Genomic DNA, 18540 nt, shown 5'->3' on the forward strand with positions numbered 1-18540 from the left:
AAATAATTCATCTTGAGTTTATTTACGTTGACATGGGGATTACAATTATTTAACTTGTGTCTTATACAAGACTAATAATTGGTTAAGGAACTCCCATGAATGCATTTGAATTACGTGAGCCAGACTGGAACGCAATAGAACCAGCACGCTTAACCGCACAGCCAAAGTTACAAGGTAATGTGTTGGTTTTGCCCACTCAGTTTGGTGATATTAGCGTAACGATAAGCCAGTTTGGTTTACGTTTAAATGCAGGCACCACGCATGACGAGCAGTTTAAAATATTAACCACAACCCCATCAGAATACCCCCTCACACTTAGCAAAAACAATAATGATTACAGTGTAAGTGGTGGCGAATACCGGCTAGAATTTTACTGCGACCCTTTTCATTTCAAACTTTATAAAAACGATGAGCTAGTACAGCAATCAGCAACCGATGGCCACTTTGTACGCCAGCATCGTTTACCGCCACTGGCTAAAACTGATAACGGCTGGATATTAAGCTTAGAGCTTAACTACGATGAGGCCGTGTATGGTCTTGGCGAAAAATGGGGAAAGCTTGATAAACGCGGCCAACTTATTCGTTCATACAACCACGATGCGCTAGGCGTTAACGCCGAAAAGTCTTATAAAAACACACCGTATGCATGGAGCCCAGAAGGCTGGAACTTATTTGTACATACACCTGCACCGGTAACTCATGGCGTAGGTTACGCACTGTGGTCGCAACGCGCATATGTATGTTTAGTTGAAGATGACGCGCTAGATGTATTTTTATATCAAGAACAAACACCTGCTCAAAGCATTAACCGTTACTGTGAGCTAACAGGTTTTGCACCGGTGCCACCGCAGTGGAGCTTTGGTGTTATTTTATCAAAAGCGTATTACAAAGATGCTGACGAATTACTCAGTGTTGCCCGCGAAGTGCGTGCTAAAAATATGCCGTGCGACGTAATTACTCTTGATGGCCGCGCATGGCAAGACACCGACACCCGCTTTGCATTTGAATGGGACCCAACACGTTACGCCGACCCAAAACCAGTGCTTGATGAACTAAAAGCCATGGATTTTAAAATTTGCGTATGGGAATACCCGATGATCTCGGTAAATAATCCATTATTTGCTAAAGCGGCCGAAAATGGCTGGCTTATAAAAGATAAACGCACCGGTAAAGCGTATCAATACGAGTGGGATTTAAGCCCATTTGGCGAAGTACTTACACCACTACCAGAGTCGGGTATTTTAGATTTTACGCACCCCGACGCTTACGAATATTGGCTCGAATCGCACAAGCCATTGTTTGAGCTGGGCGTAGATATGATAAAAGCAGACTTTGGCGAACAGCTAGAAGACGAAAACATGGTATCGCACAGTGGCGACAGCGGCATAAGATTACACAACGTTTACAGCATGTTGTATAACCGCTGCGTTTACGAAGCAGCCGAAAAATACTGTAAAACAGGGCCATTTTTGTTTAGCCGTTCAGCATGGACTGGCAGCCAACGTTTTCCTGCACAGTGGGGCGGCGACCCGCAGGCCGATTGGCAAGGTTTAGCAGCGAGTATTCGCGGCAGCTTAGCGTGGGGCATGTCGGGCGGGCCATTTTTTGCAACCGACATTGGTGGTTTTTACAAAGACACCCGCGACGCAGAACTTTACGTGCGCTGGGCACAAGCCTCGGTATTTAGCGCACATATGCGCTTACATGGTATTGGTCCTCGCGAACCTTGGTCTTACACAGAGCAAGCAAGTGATGCGGTATTTGCAGCGCTTAAATTACGCTATCAGTTAATTCCTTACTTACAAGTGTGTGCAGAGCAAGCGCAACAAACGGGGCTGCCAATTCAGCGTGCAATGGTTTTAGCATTTCCTGATGATGTGCTAGCGCATAGTTTTGATCAGCAATTTATGTGCGGTGAAAAGTTGTTAGTAGTGCCGTGTGTCGTACCAAACGGTAAAGTGAAGTTTTATTTACCACAAGGTAATTGGATTCGCTTTCCTGATAAACAATCTTACGAAGGTGGTAAGTACTACGAACACACACTCGCACTTGAAGAAATGGCAGTATTTGTACGCGAAGGCGACAGCCTAATGCTTGGCCCAGAGGTTCAACACACAGAACAAGACATGAGCCAATTAACAGCATGGCCTAAATAAATCTCGGCTTAATAAAAAACACACACTACACACATACAACACACAATAATAAAGATATTAGCTTACTTTTTACCGAGTAAAGTAAGCTAAAAGGGGCGCAAGATGGAAGGTATGAACATTACCATGACACTGCTATCGTGCTTGGCGTTTATGGCGCTGGTGGGATATATCTCGTACCAAAAAACCAAAGGGGAAGTTAACACCCAAGATGGCTACTTTTTAGCGGGTCGTGGGTTAACGGGTACGTTTATAGCAGGGTCGATGATCCTCACAAATTTATCAGCAGAGCAACTAATTGGCCTTAATGGCTCAGCCTATGGTTACAACCTAAGCTCAATGGCTTGGGAAGTAACCGCAGGAGTATCAACCATCATTATGGCGTTGATCTTTTTGCCTCGTTATTTAGCGGGTGCGTTTTCTACTTTGCCTGAATTTTTACGAGATCGTTTTGACGATACCGTACGCCGCATGACGGTGATCTTATTTATGGTAGGGTATTGTTTTATAACGATCCCTTCGGTTTTGTACTCAGGATCAATAGCTGTACTTAGGCTGTTTGATGTTCCTACCTTATTAAATATGAGTTACGAAGCAAGCCTGATTGTGACCATTATTACAGTGGGCTCAGTTGGCGCTATATACGCTGTTTTTGGCGGTTTAAAGGCGGTTGCGGTATCAGATACCATTAACGGTGTTGGGTTATTAATTATTGGTATTCTAGTGCCCACACTAGGTTTGATAGCACTAGGCGACGGTAGTTTTTCAGAAGGGTTAAGCACCCTTGTAAACACCGATACAGAAAAACTCAACGCTATTGGTAGCGAAGATGATCCCGTGCCATTTGGCACTATTTTTACAGGTATGATCCTCGCTAATTTGTTTTATTGGGGTACTAATCAGTACGTGATCCAGCGTACGCTGGGCGCTAAAAACTTAGTAGAAGGGCAAAAAGGCGTATTGTTTTCAGGGTACTTTAAAGTGTTAGTACCGTTTATGATGATGATCCCAGGCGTTATTGCTTACCATCTTTATAAACACGAAAGCCTACCCACTATCGATTTAGCTTACCCACATTTAGTGAAAGAAGTGCTTCCACAGTATTTATCTGGGTTCTTTTTGGCCGTATTGCTAGGTGCTGTATTTAGCTCATTTAATTCACTGCTCAATAGCGCGGCAACCTTATTTTGCTTAGACGTTTATAAGCCAATGAAAAAAAATAAGGTAACAGACAGCCAACTTATAAAAGTAGCCAAAATTACTAGTATTGTTATTGCCATATTGTCGTTTATAACTGCGCCATTATTGATGTTCGCACCTGAAGGTTTATGGCACATAATTCGTGTGTTTACAGGCTTTTACAACATTCCGGTCATCACAATTGTTTTGGTAGGTTTGTTTACTCGAAAAGTGCCTGCACTGGGCGCTAAAGTCGCGATTATATTCCATATTATTGCCTACACCTTGCTTAAATTTGTGTGGGATGTAGACATAAACTTTATTCATATTTACGCCATTTTGTTCTTAATTGAATTGGCGATAATGCTGGGTATTGGTTACTACAAACCACTTAAAACACCATGGCAATTTACACGCAAAGCTGAGGTAGACCTTAATCCTTGGAAATACGCATTACCTTGCGCAATTGTATTAGTAAGCTTGATTGTTAGCTTATATATATTATTTTCGCCACTCGGATTGGTTGGTGGAACCAGTGTGTACTTTGTACCAAGTTTAGCTGCTGTATGGTCTACAGCCTTAGTGCTTAGCTGGTGGAGTGTACGTCGTTGGCAGGTTCGTTACGAAAATAGCTTAGCGCGTATTGGTGCTAAAAACGCCGCATAACCTGCGGCTATATCCTGTATTCCAAACTTAAATCACATTTAATTCACATAATGTTTGCATTAGTAAGATAGTTTGTTTAAATTTAAAGCTCTTATATAAGATATAAGAGCTTTAAGGAAAGTACCACACACTGACACCGCTTTATTAGCAACACACACAATTGCTAGCGCGGTACCACACAGCACACACGCACAATATGGAGAATGACATGAGAGCTAAAAAGTCCGTCTTAAGCTTGGCAGTCACGTTAGCAATGACAACCGGTTTAGCGCTTAGCGCGCAGGTACATGCGCAGCAAGAGCAAACCGAACAAGAACAACAAAAAACAGAAACAGCTAAAAACGATACGTTTGAAAAAATAGTCGTTACTTCACAAAAAAGAACGCAAAGTTTAAACGAAGTACCTGTTGCGGTATCGGTACTTAATAGCGATCAAATTAATTCATCTTTTGCTAATAACATGGAAGGCTTACAGTCACTTGTCCCTTCAGTTAGCTTTAGAAAAGGCACCACAACCCGTAACTCAGCGCTAACAGTGCGCGGTATTGGTACTATTTCATTTAGTATTGCTGCCGAGCCAAGTGTAGCAACTGTTGTTGATGGCGTGGTGCTTGGCCGCTCGGGTCAAGCATTTGCCGATTTATACGACGTAGACCGCATTGAAGTATTACGCGGGCCACAAGGTACATTGTTTGGTAAAAACGCCTCAGCAGGTGTGGTAAACATAACAACAAAAGATCCCTCGTACGACACAACAGGCAGCGTAGAAACCTCGTTTTATCAAGATAACGAATACCGTTTTAAAGGCGTTATAAGCGGCGGTTTAACCGACGACCTAGCGGCAAGCCTAACGGTATTTAAAGGTAAATTTGACGGTTACATTGATAACGTTTACAACAACGAAAAAGTAAACGGTTACGACCGTGAAGGTGCACGTGCTGTATTTAAATACGAGCCAGAGGATGACTTAAGCGTAAAATTTATTGCTGAATTTTATAACGCTGACGATGATTGTTGTGCCGACTTAGAAGCACTACCAAGTGGCCGTAATCCAGATTCAAAATCAGTACCAAATAGTAACGGTATTGTTGATGGCGTAGCCGATATTGATTTAGACCAACGCAGCGTTGATCACGATTACGAGTCGCGCACAATTGACGAACATAGCGCGTTTTCAGTACAAGTTGATAAAACAATTGGTGACTATACATATACTTCAATTACTGCACAGCGTTCGTGGGATAACACAGAGTACCGTGAAGGCGACTTTACCTCTATTGCTGGCGACAGCAGCGAGCCGGTATTTGGCGCGCCGTTTCAGTTACATGATATTGGTGCACAGCAATGGGATCAGTTTTCGCAAGAATTTAGAGTTACATCAAACCTAGCTGGGCCATTTAACTATGTTGCTGGCTTATTTTATTGGAACATGGATTCACAACGTAACTTTACTCGTGATGCTAGTTGTCAAAATAATGGTGGTCAACTTGATAGCGCAATGGCTTTTTACGCGCAAAATAACTTATCGGGCGCTGAACTTGATGCAGCACTTAATGACCTAGATGGTTATACACAAGGTCTAGGTGTTAGCTGCAATGCAAACGATATTGTATCGGCCACTGCTTTTATGAGCACAGAATTTAACAACTGGGCCGCTTTTGCCGACGGTACTTACGATTTATCTGAAGATTTACGCGTATTATTTGGTATTCGTTACACCGACGATGAAGTGTCGTACACGCATCGCCGTGTAAGTAATGATGTGTATGGCCGCACCGGTGTAGGCGTGCGCCCAGCAACACTAAATACAGATGATGAAGGCAAAGCCGAAGAAACCAACGTATCGGGTCGTTTAGGTATGCAATACGATTTAGGCGATGGTCAAATGGTATACGGTACTTACTCGCAAGGTTACAAAGGCCCTGGTTTTAATATTTATTATAACTTTAACCCAGACACCGATAGTCGCGAAATAGCACCTGAAGAGTCTGACGCTTATGAAATAGGCTACAAATACGCAAGCCGCGAATTTGTATTTAACATGGCGCTTTTCAGAACCGAAATTGAAGGCTTTCAAGCTAACAACTTTGACTGTTCAGACGGCACTTGTATTACGCGCTTAACCAATGCGGGTGATGTAAGTACGCAAGGTGTTGAAGTTGACTTTATGTGGGCTGCAACAGAGTCGCTAACGCTTACCGGTGGTGTTGCTTACATTAAAGCTGAAATTGACGAGTTTAATTGTCCGGCAGAGGTAGCCGCAGGTTCATGTACTGACCGTTCAGGTTTAGATGTACCATTTTCGCCAGATTTAAAATACTCACTAACGGCTGACTACTTTATTGAAACCGACCATGGCTTTAACGTACATATAAATGGCTCTTATATTTACACCGACGAGCAATACTCAGACCTACCAGACAACGTAGGCGAATTTAACCCAGCCGCTTTGTTACCAGATTACGGTATTTTAAATGCAAGTGTGGGTTTATCGTTTAAAGATGACGCGTTTAGAGTGTCGCTTATTGCTAAAAACTTAACCGACGAAAGCTACGCAACTACCTACAGTGGCGATAACTTCCGTTACCAAATACCACGTGATGCTGAGCGCTACTTTGGAGTATCGTTTAAAGCACGTTTTTAATATTTAAATAATTCTCTTAATAATTTCCCTACAAGCGCAACGTTTTACACGTTGCGCTTTTTTTGTGACTTATCTTTGTAATAGTTTAGTCATTTTACTTTCATTAAAATTACCTTTATCAGTCACATCTGTTTTCTATAGTGCAGCGGTTGATCTTTTTTGTGTTTACACATTTCAAAAAAATAACCACTAAACAATGGGAATTACGGATGAAAATTAAAAAAGTCGCTGCGGCAATCGCGCTAACGTTTACGTTTAGCGCAGTGAGCCATGCTGATGTACTACCGCAAAGCCAAACAGACAGCAGCTGGTATAGCGCTGCGCAAACTAAACTAACAACAAAAACAGCACAAGCGCAGGCTACACAAGCCACTAAAGCTAAAAACGTCATTTTATTTGTGGGCGATGGCATGGGTATATCTACTCTTACTGCCGCGCGTATTTTGCAAGGGCAGCGTAATAACCAATCTGGCGAAGAAGGTTATTTAAGCTTTGAAGAGTTCCCATACTCTGCACAAGTTAAAACGTATAACGTAGATGCTCAAACGCCCGATTCAGCAGGCACGATGACGGCTATTATTTCGGGTGTAAAAACCGATGTGGGCGTTATTGGTGTAGATGAAGATATTGAACGCGGCGTGTGTTCAACAGTAGCAGGTAATGAGCTAATTACCGCGACCGAATTAGCTGAAATTAAAGGGCTATCTACCGGTATTATTTCTACAGCACGTATTACTCACGCAACCCCAGCTGCAACGTATGCTAAATCGGCTGACCGTAACTGGGAAGACGTATCAGATATGCCAGAAGATGCCGTAACGGGTGGCTGTGAAGACATTGCATCGCAACTGGTTAACTTTGAAAAAAACCTAGAAGCACGATTTGTAGGTACCGACGTAGACGGTCTGGATTTTGTAATGGGTGGCGGTCGTCGTCACTTTTTACCAAAAGACGAAACAGCTAACTCAACAGATGCAGTAAGCGCTATAGAAGGCGACCGTACTGACGAGCGCAACTTAGTAACTGAGTGGCAAGCACAATACCCAGATGCTACGTACGTGATGGATCAAACAGGCTTTGATTCAATTGCAGATGACGCAACTAAAGTATTTGGTTTATTTAACGAATCCCACATGCAATACGAAGCTGACCGCGCAAACGATGTAGCGGGCGAGCCTTCGCTTACCGATATGACTACTAAAGCAATTGAAGTGCTTGGTAAAAACGATAACGGATTTTTCTTAACGGTTGAGTCGGGTCGAATTGACCACGCGCACCATGCGGGTAATGCATACAACGCGCTTAACGACACCATTGAGTTTGCTAAAGCCGTGCAAGCAGCGGTAGATAACACCAATCCAGAAGAAACCCTTATTTTAGTAACCGCCGATCACAGCCATGTATTTACTATTGCAGGCTACCCTAAGCGTGGCAATCCAATTTTAGGTCAAGTAGTTGCAGTAGGCGAAACTACACCAAGCCTAGCTGCCGACGATATGCCGTACACCACAGTAGGTTACGCAAATGGTTTAGGTTTTAGAAACTTGGGCAGTGAGACTGATGCGGATGCAAGTTACACAAGTGCTGCTGTTGCAGGGCGTGTTGAGCTAAATGGCGTTGATACAACAACCCCAGGTTTTCACCAAGAAGCAACTATACCAATGGGCTCAGAAACACACGCGGGTGAAGATATTTCACTGCATGCAAAAGGTCCAGGTGCTCAGTTAGCACAAGGCGTAATTGAACAAAACGTAGTGTTTCATCTAATTAATCAAGCTCTTGAACTAACTCAGCAATAATGGCGGCTAACATGAACAAATTAACAGTACTTTCTTTAGCAGTAATGGTCGCGCTAGCAGGTTGCTCGAGTGACGATAACAAAAATGAAAATAATATTATCGCAGTAGATAACGCTATTGCAGTGGGTTCTGAGCAGTGCATTAATGGCGGTGTAGAGACTCAAGTAGGCGCAGATACCAATAATAACGACGTGCTAGACAGCGACGAAGTTAACTCAACTAATTTAGTGTGTAATGCACCTGCAACGTCGCTCACAAACGAGCAATTAGCCTCGCTTACTAGTAATGCATGGTTTAGTGAAGCACAAACAAAATTAGGTGCTGCACAAACAGCCAGTAGCAACATTGTTACTGAATCAGGCAAAGCTAAAAACGTTATTTTATTTGTGGGCGATGGTATGGGTATTTCTACCATAACCGCAGCACGTATTTTAGCGGGTCAGTTAGAGGGCGAAATGGGTGAAGAGCACCAGTTAAGCTTTGAAACTATGCCTTTTTCGGGCTTTGTAAAAACATACAACGTAGATGCGCAAACGCCAGATTCGGCAGGCACTATGACCGCAATGGCATCGGGTGTTAAAACCGACGCGGGCGTTTTAGGTATAGATGAAGCGGTTGAACGTGGTAATTGTGCATCAGGCAAAGGGCACGAACTAGTTACCTCATTAGAGCTTGCTGAAATTGCAGGTAAAGCAACAGGGATTATTTCTACAGCGCGTATTACTCACGCAACCCCAGCTGCAACGTATGCTAAATCGGCAGAGCGTAACTGGGAAGATATCTCCGATATGCCAGAAAGTGCCGCAACGTGTGAAGATATTGCATCGCAACTGGTTAACTTTGAAGCCAACCTAGAAGCACGCTTTAGTGGTGTTGATGTAGACGGTATTGACGTAGTAATGGGCGGCGGTCGTCGTCACTTTTTACCAAAAGATGCCACGTTTAACTCAGCCGATGCAGTAAGTGCTGTTGAAGGGGATAGAACTGATAACCGCGACTTAACTGCAGAGTGGAAAACGCAATATCCAAATGGCACGTACGTAATGGATCAAACCGGTTTTGATGCAATAAGTGACGACGCCACTAAAGTGTTTGGCTTATTTAACGAGTCCCACATGCAATACGAAGCTGACCGTGCAAACGATGTTGCAGGCGAACCTTCGCTTTCACAAATGACCGAAAAAGCAATAAACGTACTTGATAACAACGAGCAGGGTTTTTTCTTAACGGTTGAGTCGGGTCGAATTGACCACGCGCATCATGCGGGTAACGCTTATAACGCGTTAAACGACACTATTGAGCTTGCTAAAGCCGTTAAAGTGGCGATGGAAAACACCAACCCAGAAGAAACATTAATAGTTGTAACTGCCGATCACAGCCATGTATTTACCATTGCCGGTTACCCTAAACGCGGTAACCCAATTTTAGGTAAAGTGGTTGCCGTGGGCGAAACTGAGCCAAGCCTCGCCGCCGACGATATGCCTTATACAACTGTTGGCTACACTAATGGTTTAGGTTACAGAGATTTAGGCGATGAAACCAATGCCGATGCATCTTACTTAGCCGCACCGGTAACAGGGCGTGTTGACTTAAGCGATGTTGATACAACAACACCGGGGTTTCACCAAGAGTCGTTAGTACCACTTGGCTCAGAAACACATGCCGGTGAAGATGTTGGCGTTTATGCAATGGGACCAGGTGCACACTTGGTAACAGGCACAAACGAGCAAAGCTTTTTATTCCATGTAATGGACTTTGCAGCTGACTTTGTAAAAACAGCAGACGAAAAACTAGCGCAATAAATACCGGCTAGTTATAAATTTAGTTAAATATATCTAAATAAAAAACCCCGCATACTGTGCGGGGTTTTTGTCATTAAACTGACATTTATAATCGTTATGTTATTGCCATAAACTTGAAATATAAATAAGAGATAGCTAAATGAAAAAAGCGTTATTAATAATTGCCACGCTTGTAAGTACAAGTAGCTTTGCCTCGCAATGTGATATTGATGCCAAGCATTTAAAAGCGGATTATAAAATTACCAACAGCCATAAAGCGCAGCAAAGTAGCGAGTCACTTACCCTTTGGCGAAACAACCAGCAAGTCGCGCATCAAAGTGAAGTAATAACCGAGCTTTGGCAGCACTTAGCTAATAATCAAATACGACCAATACGTTACTTTAATGCCCAGCAACGCGGTATTGAGTACCAACCATCTGAGGTACGCGGCGTACAAAATTGGAGTGCTAAAAACCAGCTGGTGGATAACCACCTAATCGAAAAAATGACCCTAGTAAGCACACAAGGCACAGGCTGTGATGAAGTAAAAAATTATACACTGAGCGAAAATGGCAACGACTTTAACCTCGCCTTTATTACGCATTCAAAATTAGTTAAAACATTTACTATTAGTAATAAAAAAAACCAAACCAGTACATTGCTAAGCCTTAATAATGTAAGCACTGAGATGCCATTAATTACTGCTCAATTTGCACAGTGGGATCGCTTTCAAACCACCGATTACGCCGACATTGGCGATAACGAAGGCGACCCATTTTTGGCTAAAATGATAAACCTTGGTTTTATAGAACACAGCGCAACAGGTTTTTACAACCAGCAGGGCGAGGCTATTCAAGGCGGACATCACCACTAGGTTTTTAAATATTGTAGTTCATAGTTTGTTTGCTTTTTTGAGTGACGTTTACACTTCAATGGATTGGCGTCTATGGGCTACAACAAGTATTCTCACAGCAGACTTATTTAAGTCACACCTTTTTTGAGCAATCCTATCGAGTAACATTCTCTATTTTCTGAAAATAACCGAGCTGTCGAAAACTATTTATAGTTGGTAATAATTTATGCTATTTGATATTAATAGAGGTTCGCACAATAGGGACGTTTTGACGTGGAAATAGGAAAAATGTCCTTTGATAAAGTTATTATATTCAATCAACACTAATATCATCAATACTGGAAGATTATGGAAGTCGACTCAATAGAAAAGCTTAAAGCTACTAGAAATTTATTAAAAGGGAGCATTAAGGCGATAAAAATTCGTGAATTCGAAGGAAGAACTTTTGGGTCCGAGTCCGAATATGATGCAAGAAGCATTGTGGCTGGAGTAGATTCAATAATAACTGATATTGGAGGGTTGATAAGAGCTCCAAGGCGTTTCCTTCAATCGTCAAATTATAATGAGAGGGTTGCATTCACTAAACAATTAACAAATTTAAATGATTATCTTGAAGACGAAGATTTAGAGTCCGCATGTAATTATGTTGAGGAACTGAAGCCAATTCTTCGTAGTTACGCTATTCGCTATACTGATGAACGGCTTGATGAATTTATAGAACGTACAAATGAGCTACAGAAGAAAGTCCAAGCGTTGTCTGAGCTATTGAGCGAGTCTAAAGAATTTCACGCAGAGATATTAGACATAAACAGCGCAGCTCAAACATTAAAGAAAGAAATCGAGAATCAGAGCGAAGCGTTCTTAGAGCGGCAAACGGTATTAGATAATCTTATTGAAGAGTCAGAAGAAACACGAAATTCTATAATAAATAATTTTGAAACAGATAAGACCAATAGCTCAGATTTAGAAGAGCTTTTAACTGAAGCACGAACCCATTCAGAAATAATTGATAACTTTATTAAGAAAATCGCTGCTAGAGAGAATCAGATTGAAAATCAAAATTCAAAATCTACAGAATTTGAAAATACTTTAGCTACCTTCACTACTCTGCAGAAAACTCACCTTAATGAAGCTAAAAATCTTATAAAAACAGCCAAGCAAGCTTTAGAATATAAAACTGCTGAAGGGCTAAGTGCAGCTTTCATGGCTCAACATACCGCCGCAAGAAACCCTTGGGTTATGGGAGCTTGGGTAGCTGGGGCTATGATATTCTTACTTCTTTCTGTTGTTCTAGGTGTTTGGCTTACCATTGATCATGATATTTCAACGAGTTTAATTATAGGTCGTATTTCACTTCTTCCAATCTTAATCGGTGGTTCTATATTTTGTGCAAGCCAATATATTAAACAGAAAAATATCGCTGAAGATTATGCTTATAAAACGGTGCTAACTAAATCTTTAGTCGGATTTTCTGAGCAGCTGTCATCAGAGGAAGCTAAGGGTGAGGAACACACCCTTTATATAAAATCTGTACTTTCACAATTACTTGTTGACCCTCAGAGAAAACAAAATAACGATGTGCTAAGAAAAAAAGAAACAGATAAACCGGTAGATATAAAAGGAGCCCTAGATAGCTTAAAAGAGCTGCCATCTATTATCGAAAAGCTATCAAAAGCAGCTGAAGGGAAATAGTTCTGGCATTTCAGTCATCGGATGTTGCTAAGCTTTCAAAATTATTCTTTATGGTCAGTAAATACCTGAAAGACTAAATTATTACTCTTAGCACAGCACCTCCCTCTAAAGGCCTGACACTACTCTAAATGAGCATCATCAGGCTTTTTAGGTTTACTCGCTACTTCCGTTAAGCCGTCTTCGCAATCGCCGCTGTCGCAGGTATTTAAATCGCTTTGTGCTTGCTTATCTTGTTGCAGCACTTGTTTTAAGTCTTCCATGCGTTGGCGCACGGCTACGCCGTAGCTGGCGTCGTCTCCCCATAACGCAGCAAGTTGCAGTACTGCAGCGCGGTCGTGGTCTCTAAATAGTTTACCAGCACGTTCTGCATCTTGCTTAGTGTTACCTAGTAACTCGAGTGCTTCTACGGCAAGGTTAATGGCCGAGTCGACTGTTTCTCGGTTAAACGCATCTACTTTTAAATTAAGTAACTGATACGCATGGCGGCGGTCGATTGCGCGAGCAACTATTTTAAGCTGCGGGTAGTTTTTATGCGCGAGCTTAATTATCTCAATGGTTTTATCGGGGTTATCAATTGCAATTACCAGCATTTGCGCGGTGTGCGCGCCTGCGGCTTCAAGGAGTTCTTGGCGTGCGGCATCGCCATAAAATACGGTATTGCCAAAACGGCGTAGTAATTCTATTTGGCTAGGGCTGTGATCAAGTACGGTTATTTCGTAGCCTTGCGCGTGCAGTAAACGCCCCATAATTTGGCCAAAACGTCCGTAGCCCGCAATAATTACGTGCTTAGCGGTGCTAATTTGCTCTGGCTTATCAAACTCAGGCAGAGCACTGCTGCTGCGTTTTTGTATTTGCTCATAAACCATAAGTAATAACGGCGCTATTAGCATTGATACCGCCACAACTAAGGTAACAAGGCTGGTTTGCTCGGGCGTTAAAATACTTAAGGTGGTGGTTACGCTTAACAGTACAAAGGCAAACTCACCCCCTTGGGCAAGCGCTAAGGCAAATAATAATTGCTGTTTACTGTTAATTTTAAAGGTAACGGCAAGGGCAAATAAAATGCAGGCTTTAACCACAATGAGTAAAACCACTAAGCCTATAACAGTACTAAACTCGTTAAATAGCAGTTCAAAGTTAATTGATGCGCCAACAGTTATAAAAAACAATCCTAAAAGTAAGCCTTTAAAGGGTTCTATATCGGCTTCTAGTTCGTGTCTAAACTCACTCTCGGCAAGTACCACACCCGCTAAAAAAGTACCCAAAGCAGGTGATAAACCAATGCTTTGCATAACCAGCGCAATAGCGACCACTAAAAACAGTGCAAAAATAGTAAATATTTCACGCATGTGTGTTTGGGCAATGTATCTAAATAACGGCGCCGATACATATTTACCGCCGGCAATAATAGCGGCAATAACCGCAACCGATACACATACTTGTTGCCATACAGGCCAGCTTGCAATAATCGAGTCGCTGATTTCTTTTGTGCTAGTTTGCGGGGCAAATGCAAGCAGTGGCAATAGGGCTAAAATAGGAATAATTGCGATGTCTTGAAACAGCAATACCGAAAACGCGTTTTGTCCGGCTTCTTGCTTTAGCCAGCCTTTTTCTTCAAGGCTTTGCAGCACAATAGCGGTAGAGGAGAGCGCGAGCATTAAACCAATGGCGAGTGCGGTTTGCCAATGCATGGCAAAAAACCAATAACAAAACGCAAAAATAGCCGCTGCCGATAGCACGACCTGTAAGCCGCCAAGCCCTAAAATAGAGTGGCGCAATGTCCATAAACGCGAAGGTTGTAGCTCAAGGCCCACTAAAAACAGCATCATTACTACGCCAAATTCGGCGAAGTGCATTACATCGGTTTGATCGCCCACAACACCCAGCGCATAAGGGCCAATGAGTATGCCGGCAATTAAATAACCTAACACTGAGCCCAGTCCGACTCGTTTTGCAATAGGGACAGCTACAATGGCTGCTGCTAAGTAAATTAAAGCAATTTCTAACACGCGTTTATCCTAATAACATCAAGGCTTTTAGAATGGCTTAGCTGCTTATAAAATACAATGGATTATATGGCTCAAAGTTGCTTATTTATCAGTAGTTATAACACTAATGGTTATAACTACTGGGCTAAGAATAGCACTTTATGTTGAAGGGCTTATTTGGGGGGCTAAATATTACAAATACTTATAATTGCTGAGCTTGGTTGGCCTGAATCAGAATGGTAAATAGTAATGTTTGAGCTTATTGTATTTTCGACGTTTGTTTCAATTACTGTTACTTCAAATTCGGCAGATGCAGGTAGGTCGATATCTAATTCGCTATCGAGGTAAGTACTTCCGCTTTTTTGCAAAGTAAGTGGTTTGGTTTGATCAAAGCTAAATTGAAAGCTATCTGACACTAAAAGTGTATCTACCATGTTAAAACGTAAATTAACGGTGTCGGGGCCTGAAAACTCAGCACACACAAATACCGAAACCTCAACAGCTTGTAAAACGGGCATGCTATTTTGGCCTATATCCACAGTAAAGTTGCTTTGCGTAATTGCTACAGAGTTATATACCCCGGTTGCGAGTCTTTCGTCTGCGGTGGTAATGGTGATTTTTTCACCTTGTGCTAAATTAACCTCTTCATCAAAAAAGCCGTTTGTGTTGGTAGTGTACTGCAGTCCATTAATAGTTAGCTGTGCATTACTTATAGCCGCTTTTTGCACATTAGTGAGTTGCCCTTTAATGCGACCGGTAAGTTGTGCAGAGTTGGTTACTGTAATTGAAAATTGCACACTTTTTGAAAATCCATCAGCATCAGTTGCGACAACGGTTAACGTGTAACTACCTGTCATATCGGCGATAAATTCGGTAATACTTTGGTTTGTATTGCTTAAACTGGTGCTCGAGCCAGAAGGCGCTGATAGTGTCCAGGCGTAATCGAGAGTGGTTCCCTCAGGGTCGTAACTTTGGCTTACATCAAATTTAACTGCATTGCCCACTACTTCGTAGCGTGACTGCTCCCCCGTGAAGCTAATTACTGGCAGTGCATTTTGTATTACATCAATTGTTAGGGTTTTTGTGTCGGAGTACTGCACGCCATCGTTAGTGCGTAACGAAATAACAACTTGCCCCTCGACTGATGCGCTAAACGTTGGTTTTGATATTGTATTACTGCTAAGCGTTGCTTGGCCTTGCGACGAAATGATTTCCCATTGGTAGCTTAGTGGTTGGCCTTCTGGATCGTAACTATTGGAAGCATCAAGTAAAACTTGTTCATCAACCGTTATAGAGGTTTCATAAGTTACCAAAGTGATAGGCTTTTTATTGCTACTGGCATGCAGTGCTGAGGTTGCTTGGTTTGAGCTTAATTGCCCATCAGATACAGTAAGTACTACAACGTAGTCGCCTTCTTTATCGGCAACAATAGAGGGTGTTGCTGATGTGCTGTTAGTCAGTTGTGATGCACTATTTACAGGCTTAGCTTGTAACTGCCAGTTATAGCTCAGTGTATCTCCGTCGGGGTCGCTACATTGTTGGCACTGCAAAGTGGTAGATTCGTTTAACGTAATATCACGTTCGGATTCAAGTGTTGCAACTGGGGCTTTATTACTTGTAGTAACAGTTAAAGTAACGGATGCGGTATCGCTTTCGTTTTGTTGGTCGGTAACAGTGAGTAAAAGCGAGTAATCTCCAGCTGTTGACGCTGAAAACCCAGCGGTATGATTTTGCATGTTTGAAAGAGCCGGCGTGCTGCCCTCGGGTTTTGATGTAATTGCCCAAGCATAACTAAGCGTATCGTTTTTATCGGGATCAGTACTTTGGTTACCATAAAGCGTAACAACTTCATTTGGAGCAACTGTTTTATTTTCTACGTTTATAATCGCTTGTGGCGATGAGTTAGAATTAAGCGATTCACTTTTGATGAGCACGACAGTGCTTGCTGTATCACCTTGTGAATCAGTAATGGTAAGCTCAACTTTAAACTCGCCTATTTCGTCGGCAACAAACTGGCTTTTAACTTGAGTCGCATTTTCAAGCGTTGTATTACTTGCTACGGGCTTGGTAATAAATTGCCATTTGTATTGATTAATGGCGCCGCTGGTTGTGCTACTTTGCGCGGCATTTAAAAGCACAACATCACCTTGCTTAACGGTTTGTGTGCTACCTGCGTTAGCTATTAGTTGGGTATTTGCAGTAACGGTGAATTGTTTTTGTGCCGGTGTGCTGGAAAGCTTACCGTCACTCACGGTTAATACTAATTGGTATTCCTGTGCTTCAGATACTGAAAACTCAACGGTACTTTCATTATTAACCGTAATCGGTATTTCTACTTGTTCGTTTTTGCTGGTTAATTGCCATTGATAGGTGAGTGCATCGCCATCGAGGTCGCTACTTTGTGCTGCGCTAAAAACGAGGGTGGTATTTACTTTAAACCCCGATTGCTCGGTAGTAATAACCGCAATAGGTTTTGTGTTAGTGCTGACCGGTTTAGCTACTGTTTTAGAGTCTGATCCTCCAGAGCCACATGCTACGAGGGTGAATAAAGCAGTAATTAAAATTAATAACTTCCATTTCATAATATCAATATCCTTTTAAAAAGTTGAATATTAATATGTACCCAAATTAGCTATTAAGCAAAAAAATAAATCAAATAAGTACTTTTGTATTGTTTTGGGAAATAGTTAACGCGAAACAGTGCTACTTTTGAATCATTTATACTTTGAGAGGAGTGTTTTATGCCCTGATTGATAGGGCATAAAGTACATTAAAGGGCAGTTGAATAACGGTTAAATAGAGTTAGTCAGCTACTTTTACTGAACCGCTAATATTATCGATACTTACATCGCCCGAGCCCGACTCAGTAATAGTCAGCCCCTTTGCATGGTTAACGCGAATATTACCCGAACCGTCTTCAATTGTTACGTTTGAGCCAATATGCTCAATAAGCAGGTCGCCAGAGTTATCATCAACATTAACTGCACCGCTTATATGGCTTATTACTATATCACCCGATCCATCTTCAACGTTTAGTGAACCGCTTATGTTGCTTACGTGCATTTCGCCCGAACCATCGTCAATAGTTGCATTGCCGCTTACGTTATTTACATGAATGTTGCCAGAGCCGTCGGTTAATTCTAAATTACCCGCGATATTTTCAAAGTTTACTTCACCTGATCCATCGTCAACAGTTAGGTTTTTAGCACCGCTTATCGTTAAATCTCCTGAGCCGTCTTTTACATCAATATTGCTTTGCATAGCATTTATTAAAATGTCGCCTGAGCCATCATCAATATCTAAATTTAGATTACTTGGCACAGTAACAACTAAATCAATATGTGGAGATTGACCATTGTAAAAGCTAATACCATTACGGCTTTTATTTTGGGCAACAAGCTTTGCCTGTTTACCGTCTTGCTCTAGCGTTAGCTCGTATTCGTCTTCAATATCGGCTGTGTAAATGGTGGCATCAACACTAATGCTGGTGGCTGTTTTTGAGCCTTTTATTTCAAGGCTACCCGCACCGCTTAATACGTTTAAATATTCAAGATTATTGCTTGGCAGTGATAGCTGTTGAGTTTGCTTTACTGAGGCAACGCTTGGCGATATATGAAATACACAGCCACTTAATAATAAAATGCCGCCAATAAGCGAAAGTGGTTTTGTAATGCTAGATACAGTTGATGAGCTCATGTTTAGTCCTTTGTGTTTGTTATTTATGCTTGTTTTGTATAAGCATAGTAGAGCAAAAACGAGACCAACTGTAAGTTGTTGATTTTATT

10 protein-coding genes are annotated in these 18540 nt (G+C 41.9%); 7 read left to right on the top strand and 3 right to left on the bottom strand.

Going from position 1 to position 18540, the window contains the following annotated elements:
• Positions 1–95 precede the first annotated feature (95 nt).
• The 7 genes from I6E80_RS16935 to I6E80_RS16965 all read left to right on the top strand — a co-directional run bounded on the left by I6E80_RS16935 (position 96) and on the right by I6E80_RS16965 (position 12767).
• Complete coding sequence (locus I6E80_RS16935) at positions 96–2156, top strand: alpha-xylosidase (RefSeq protein ID WP_197186042.1); 2061 nt, start codon at positions 96–98, stop codon at positions 2154–2156.
• Positions 2157–2258: 102 nt separating this feature from the next.
• A complete protein-coding gene (locus I6E80_RS16940) occupies positions 2259–3998 on the top strand; it encodes a solute:sodium symporter family transporter (protein ID WP_171972336.1) in 1740 nt (579 codons plus the stop codon).
• A 208-nt stretch (positions 3999–4206) separates the two neighbouring features.
• Positions 4207–6642, top strand: coding sequence for a TonB-dependent receptor (locus I6E80_RS16945; protein WP_197186043.1), 2436 nt, complete (start codon positions 4207–4209; stop codon positions 6640–6642).
• A gap of 209 nt (positions 6643–6851) precedes the next feature.
• Positions 6852–8441, top strand: a complete 1590-nt coding sequence (locus I6E80_RS16950; protein ID WP_197186044.1) for an alkaline phosphatase — start codon at positions 6852–6854, stop codon at positions 8439–8441.
• Between the two features lie 11 nt (positions 8442–8452).
• Entirely contained in the window at positions 8453–10243 is a 1791-nt protein-coding gene (locus I6E80_RS16955) for an alkaline phosphatase (protein WP_024598772.1), read from the top strand.
• A gap of 139 nt (positions 10244–10382) precedes the next feature.
• Positions 10383–11096 (top strand): hypothetical protein, encoded by a 714-nt coding sequence (locus I6E80_RS16960; RefSeq protein ID WP_197186045.1) that lies wholly within the window; start codon positions 10383–10385, stop codon positions 11094–11096.
• A gap of 327 nt (positions 11097–11423) precedes the next feature.
• A complete protein-coding gene (locus tag I6E80_RS16965) occupies positions 11424–12767 on the top strand; it encodes a hypothetical protein (RefSeq protein ID WP_197186046.1) in 1344 nt (447 codons plus the stop codon).
• 119 nt (positions 12768–12886) lie between these two features.
• Here the strand turns inward: I6E80_RS16965 and I6E80_RS16970 are convergent, their stop codons facing one another.
• The 3 genes from I6E80_RS16970 to I6E80_RS16980 all read right to left on the bottom strand — a co-directional run bounded on the left by I6E80_RS16970 (position 12887) and on the right by I6E80_RS16980 (position 18451).
• Positions 12887–14776 (bottom strand): monovalent cation:proton antiporter-2 (CPA2) family protein, encoded by a 1890-nt coding sequence (locus tag I6E80_RS16970; RefSeq protein WP_010554522.1) that lies wholly within the window; start codon positions 14774–14776, stop codon positions 12887–12889.
• Between the two features lie 164 nt (positions 14777–14940).
• Positions 14941–17337: a PKD domain-containing protein gene (locus I6E80_RS16975; protein WP_197186047.1), complete on the bottom strand. Its 2397-nt coding sequence runs from the start codon at positions 17335–17337 to the stop codon at positions 14941–14943.
• A gap of 220 nt (positions 17338–17557) precedes the next feature.
• Entirely contained in the window at positions 17558–18451 is an 894-nt protein-coding gene (locus tag I6E80_RS16980; RefSeq protein WP_197186048.1) for a hypothetical protein, read from the bottom strand.
• Positions 18452–18540: the final 89 nt, after the last annotated feature.

It is taken from the genome of Pseudoalteromonas sp. NSLLW218 (genome assembly GCF_015864775.1).
Lineage (GTDB): Bacteria > Pseudomonadota > Gammaproteobacteria > Enterobacterales > Alteromonadaceae > Pseudoalteromonas.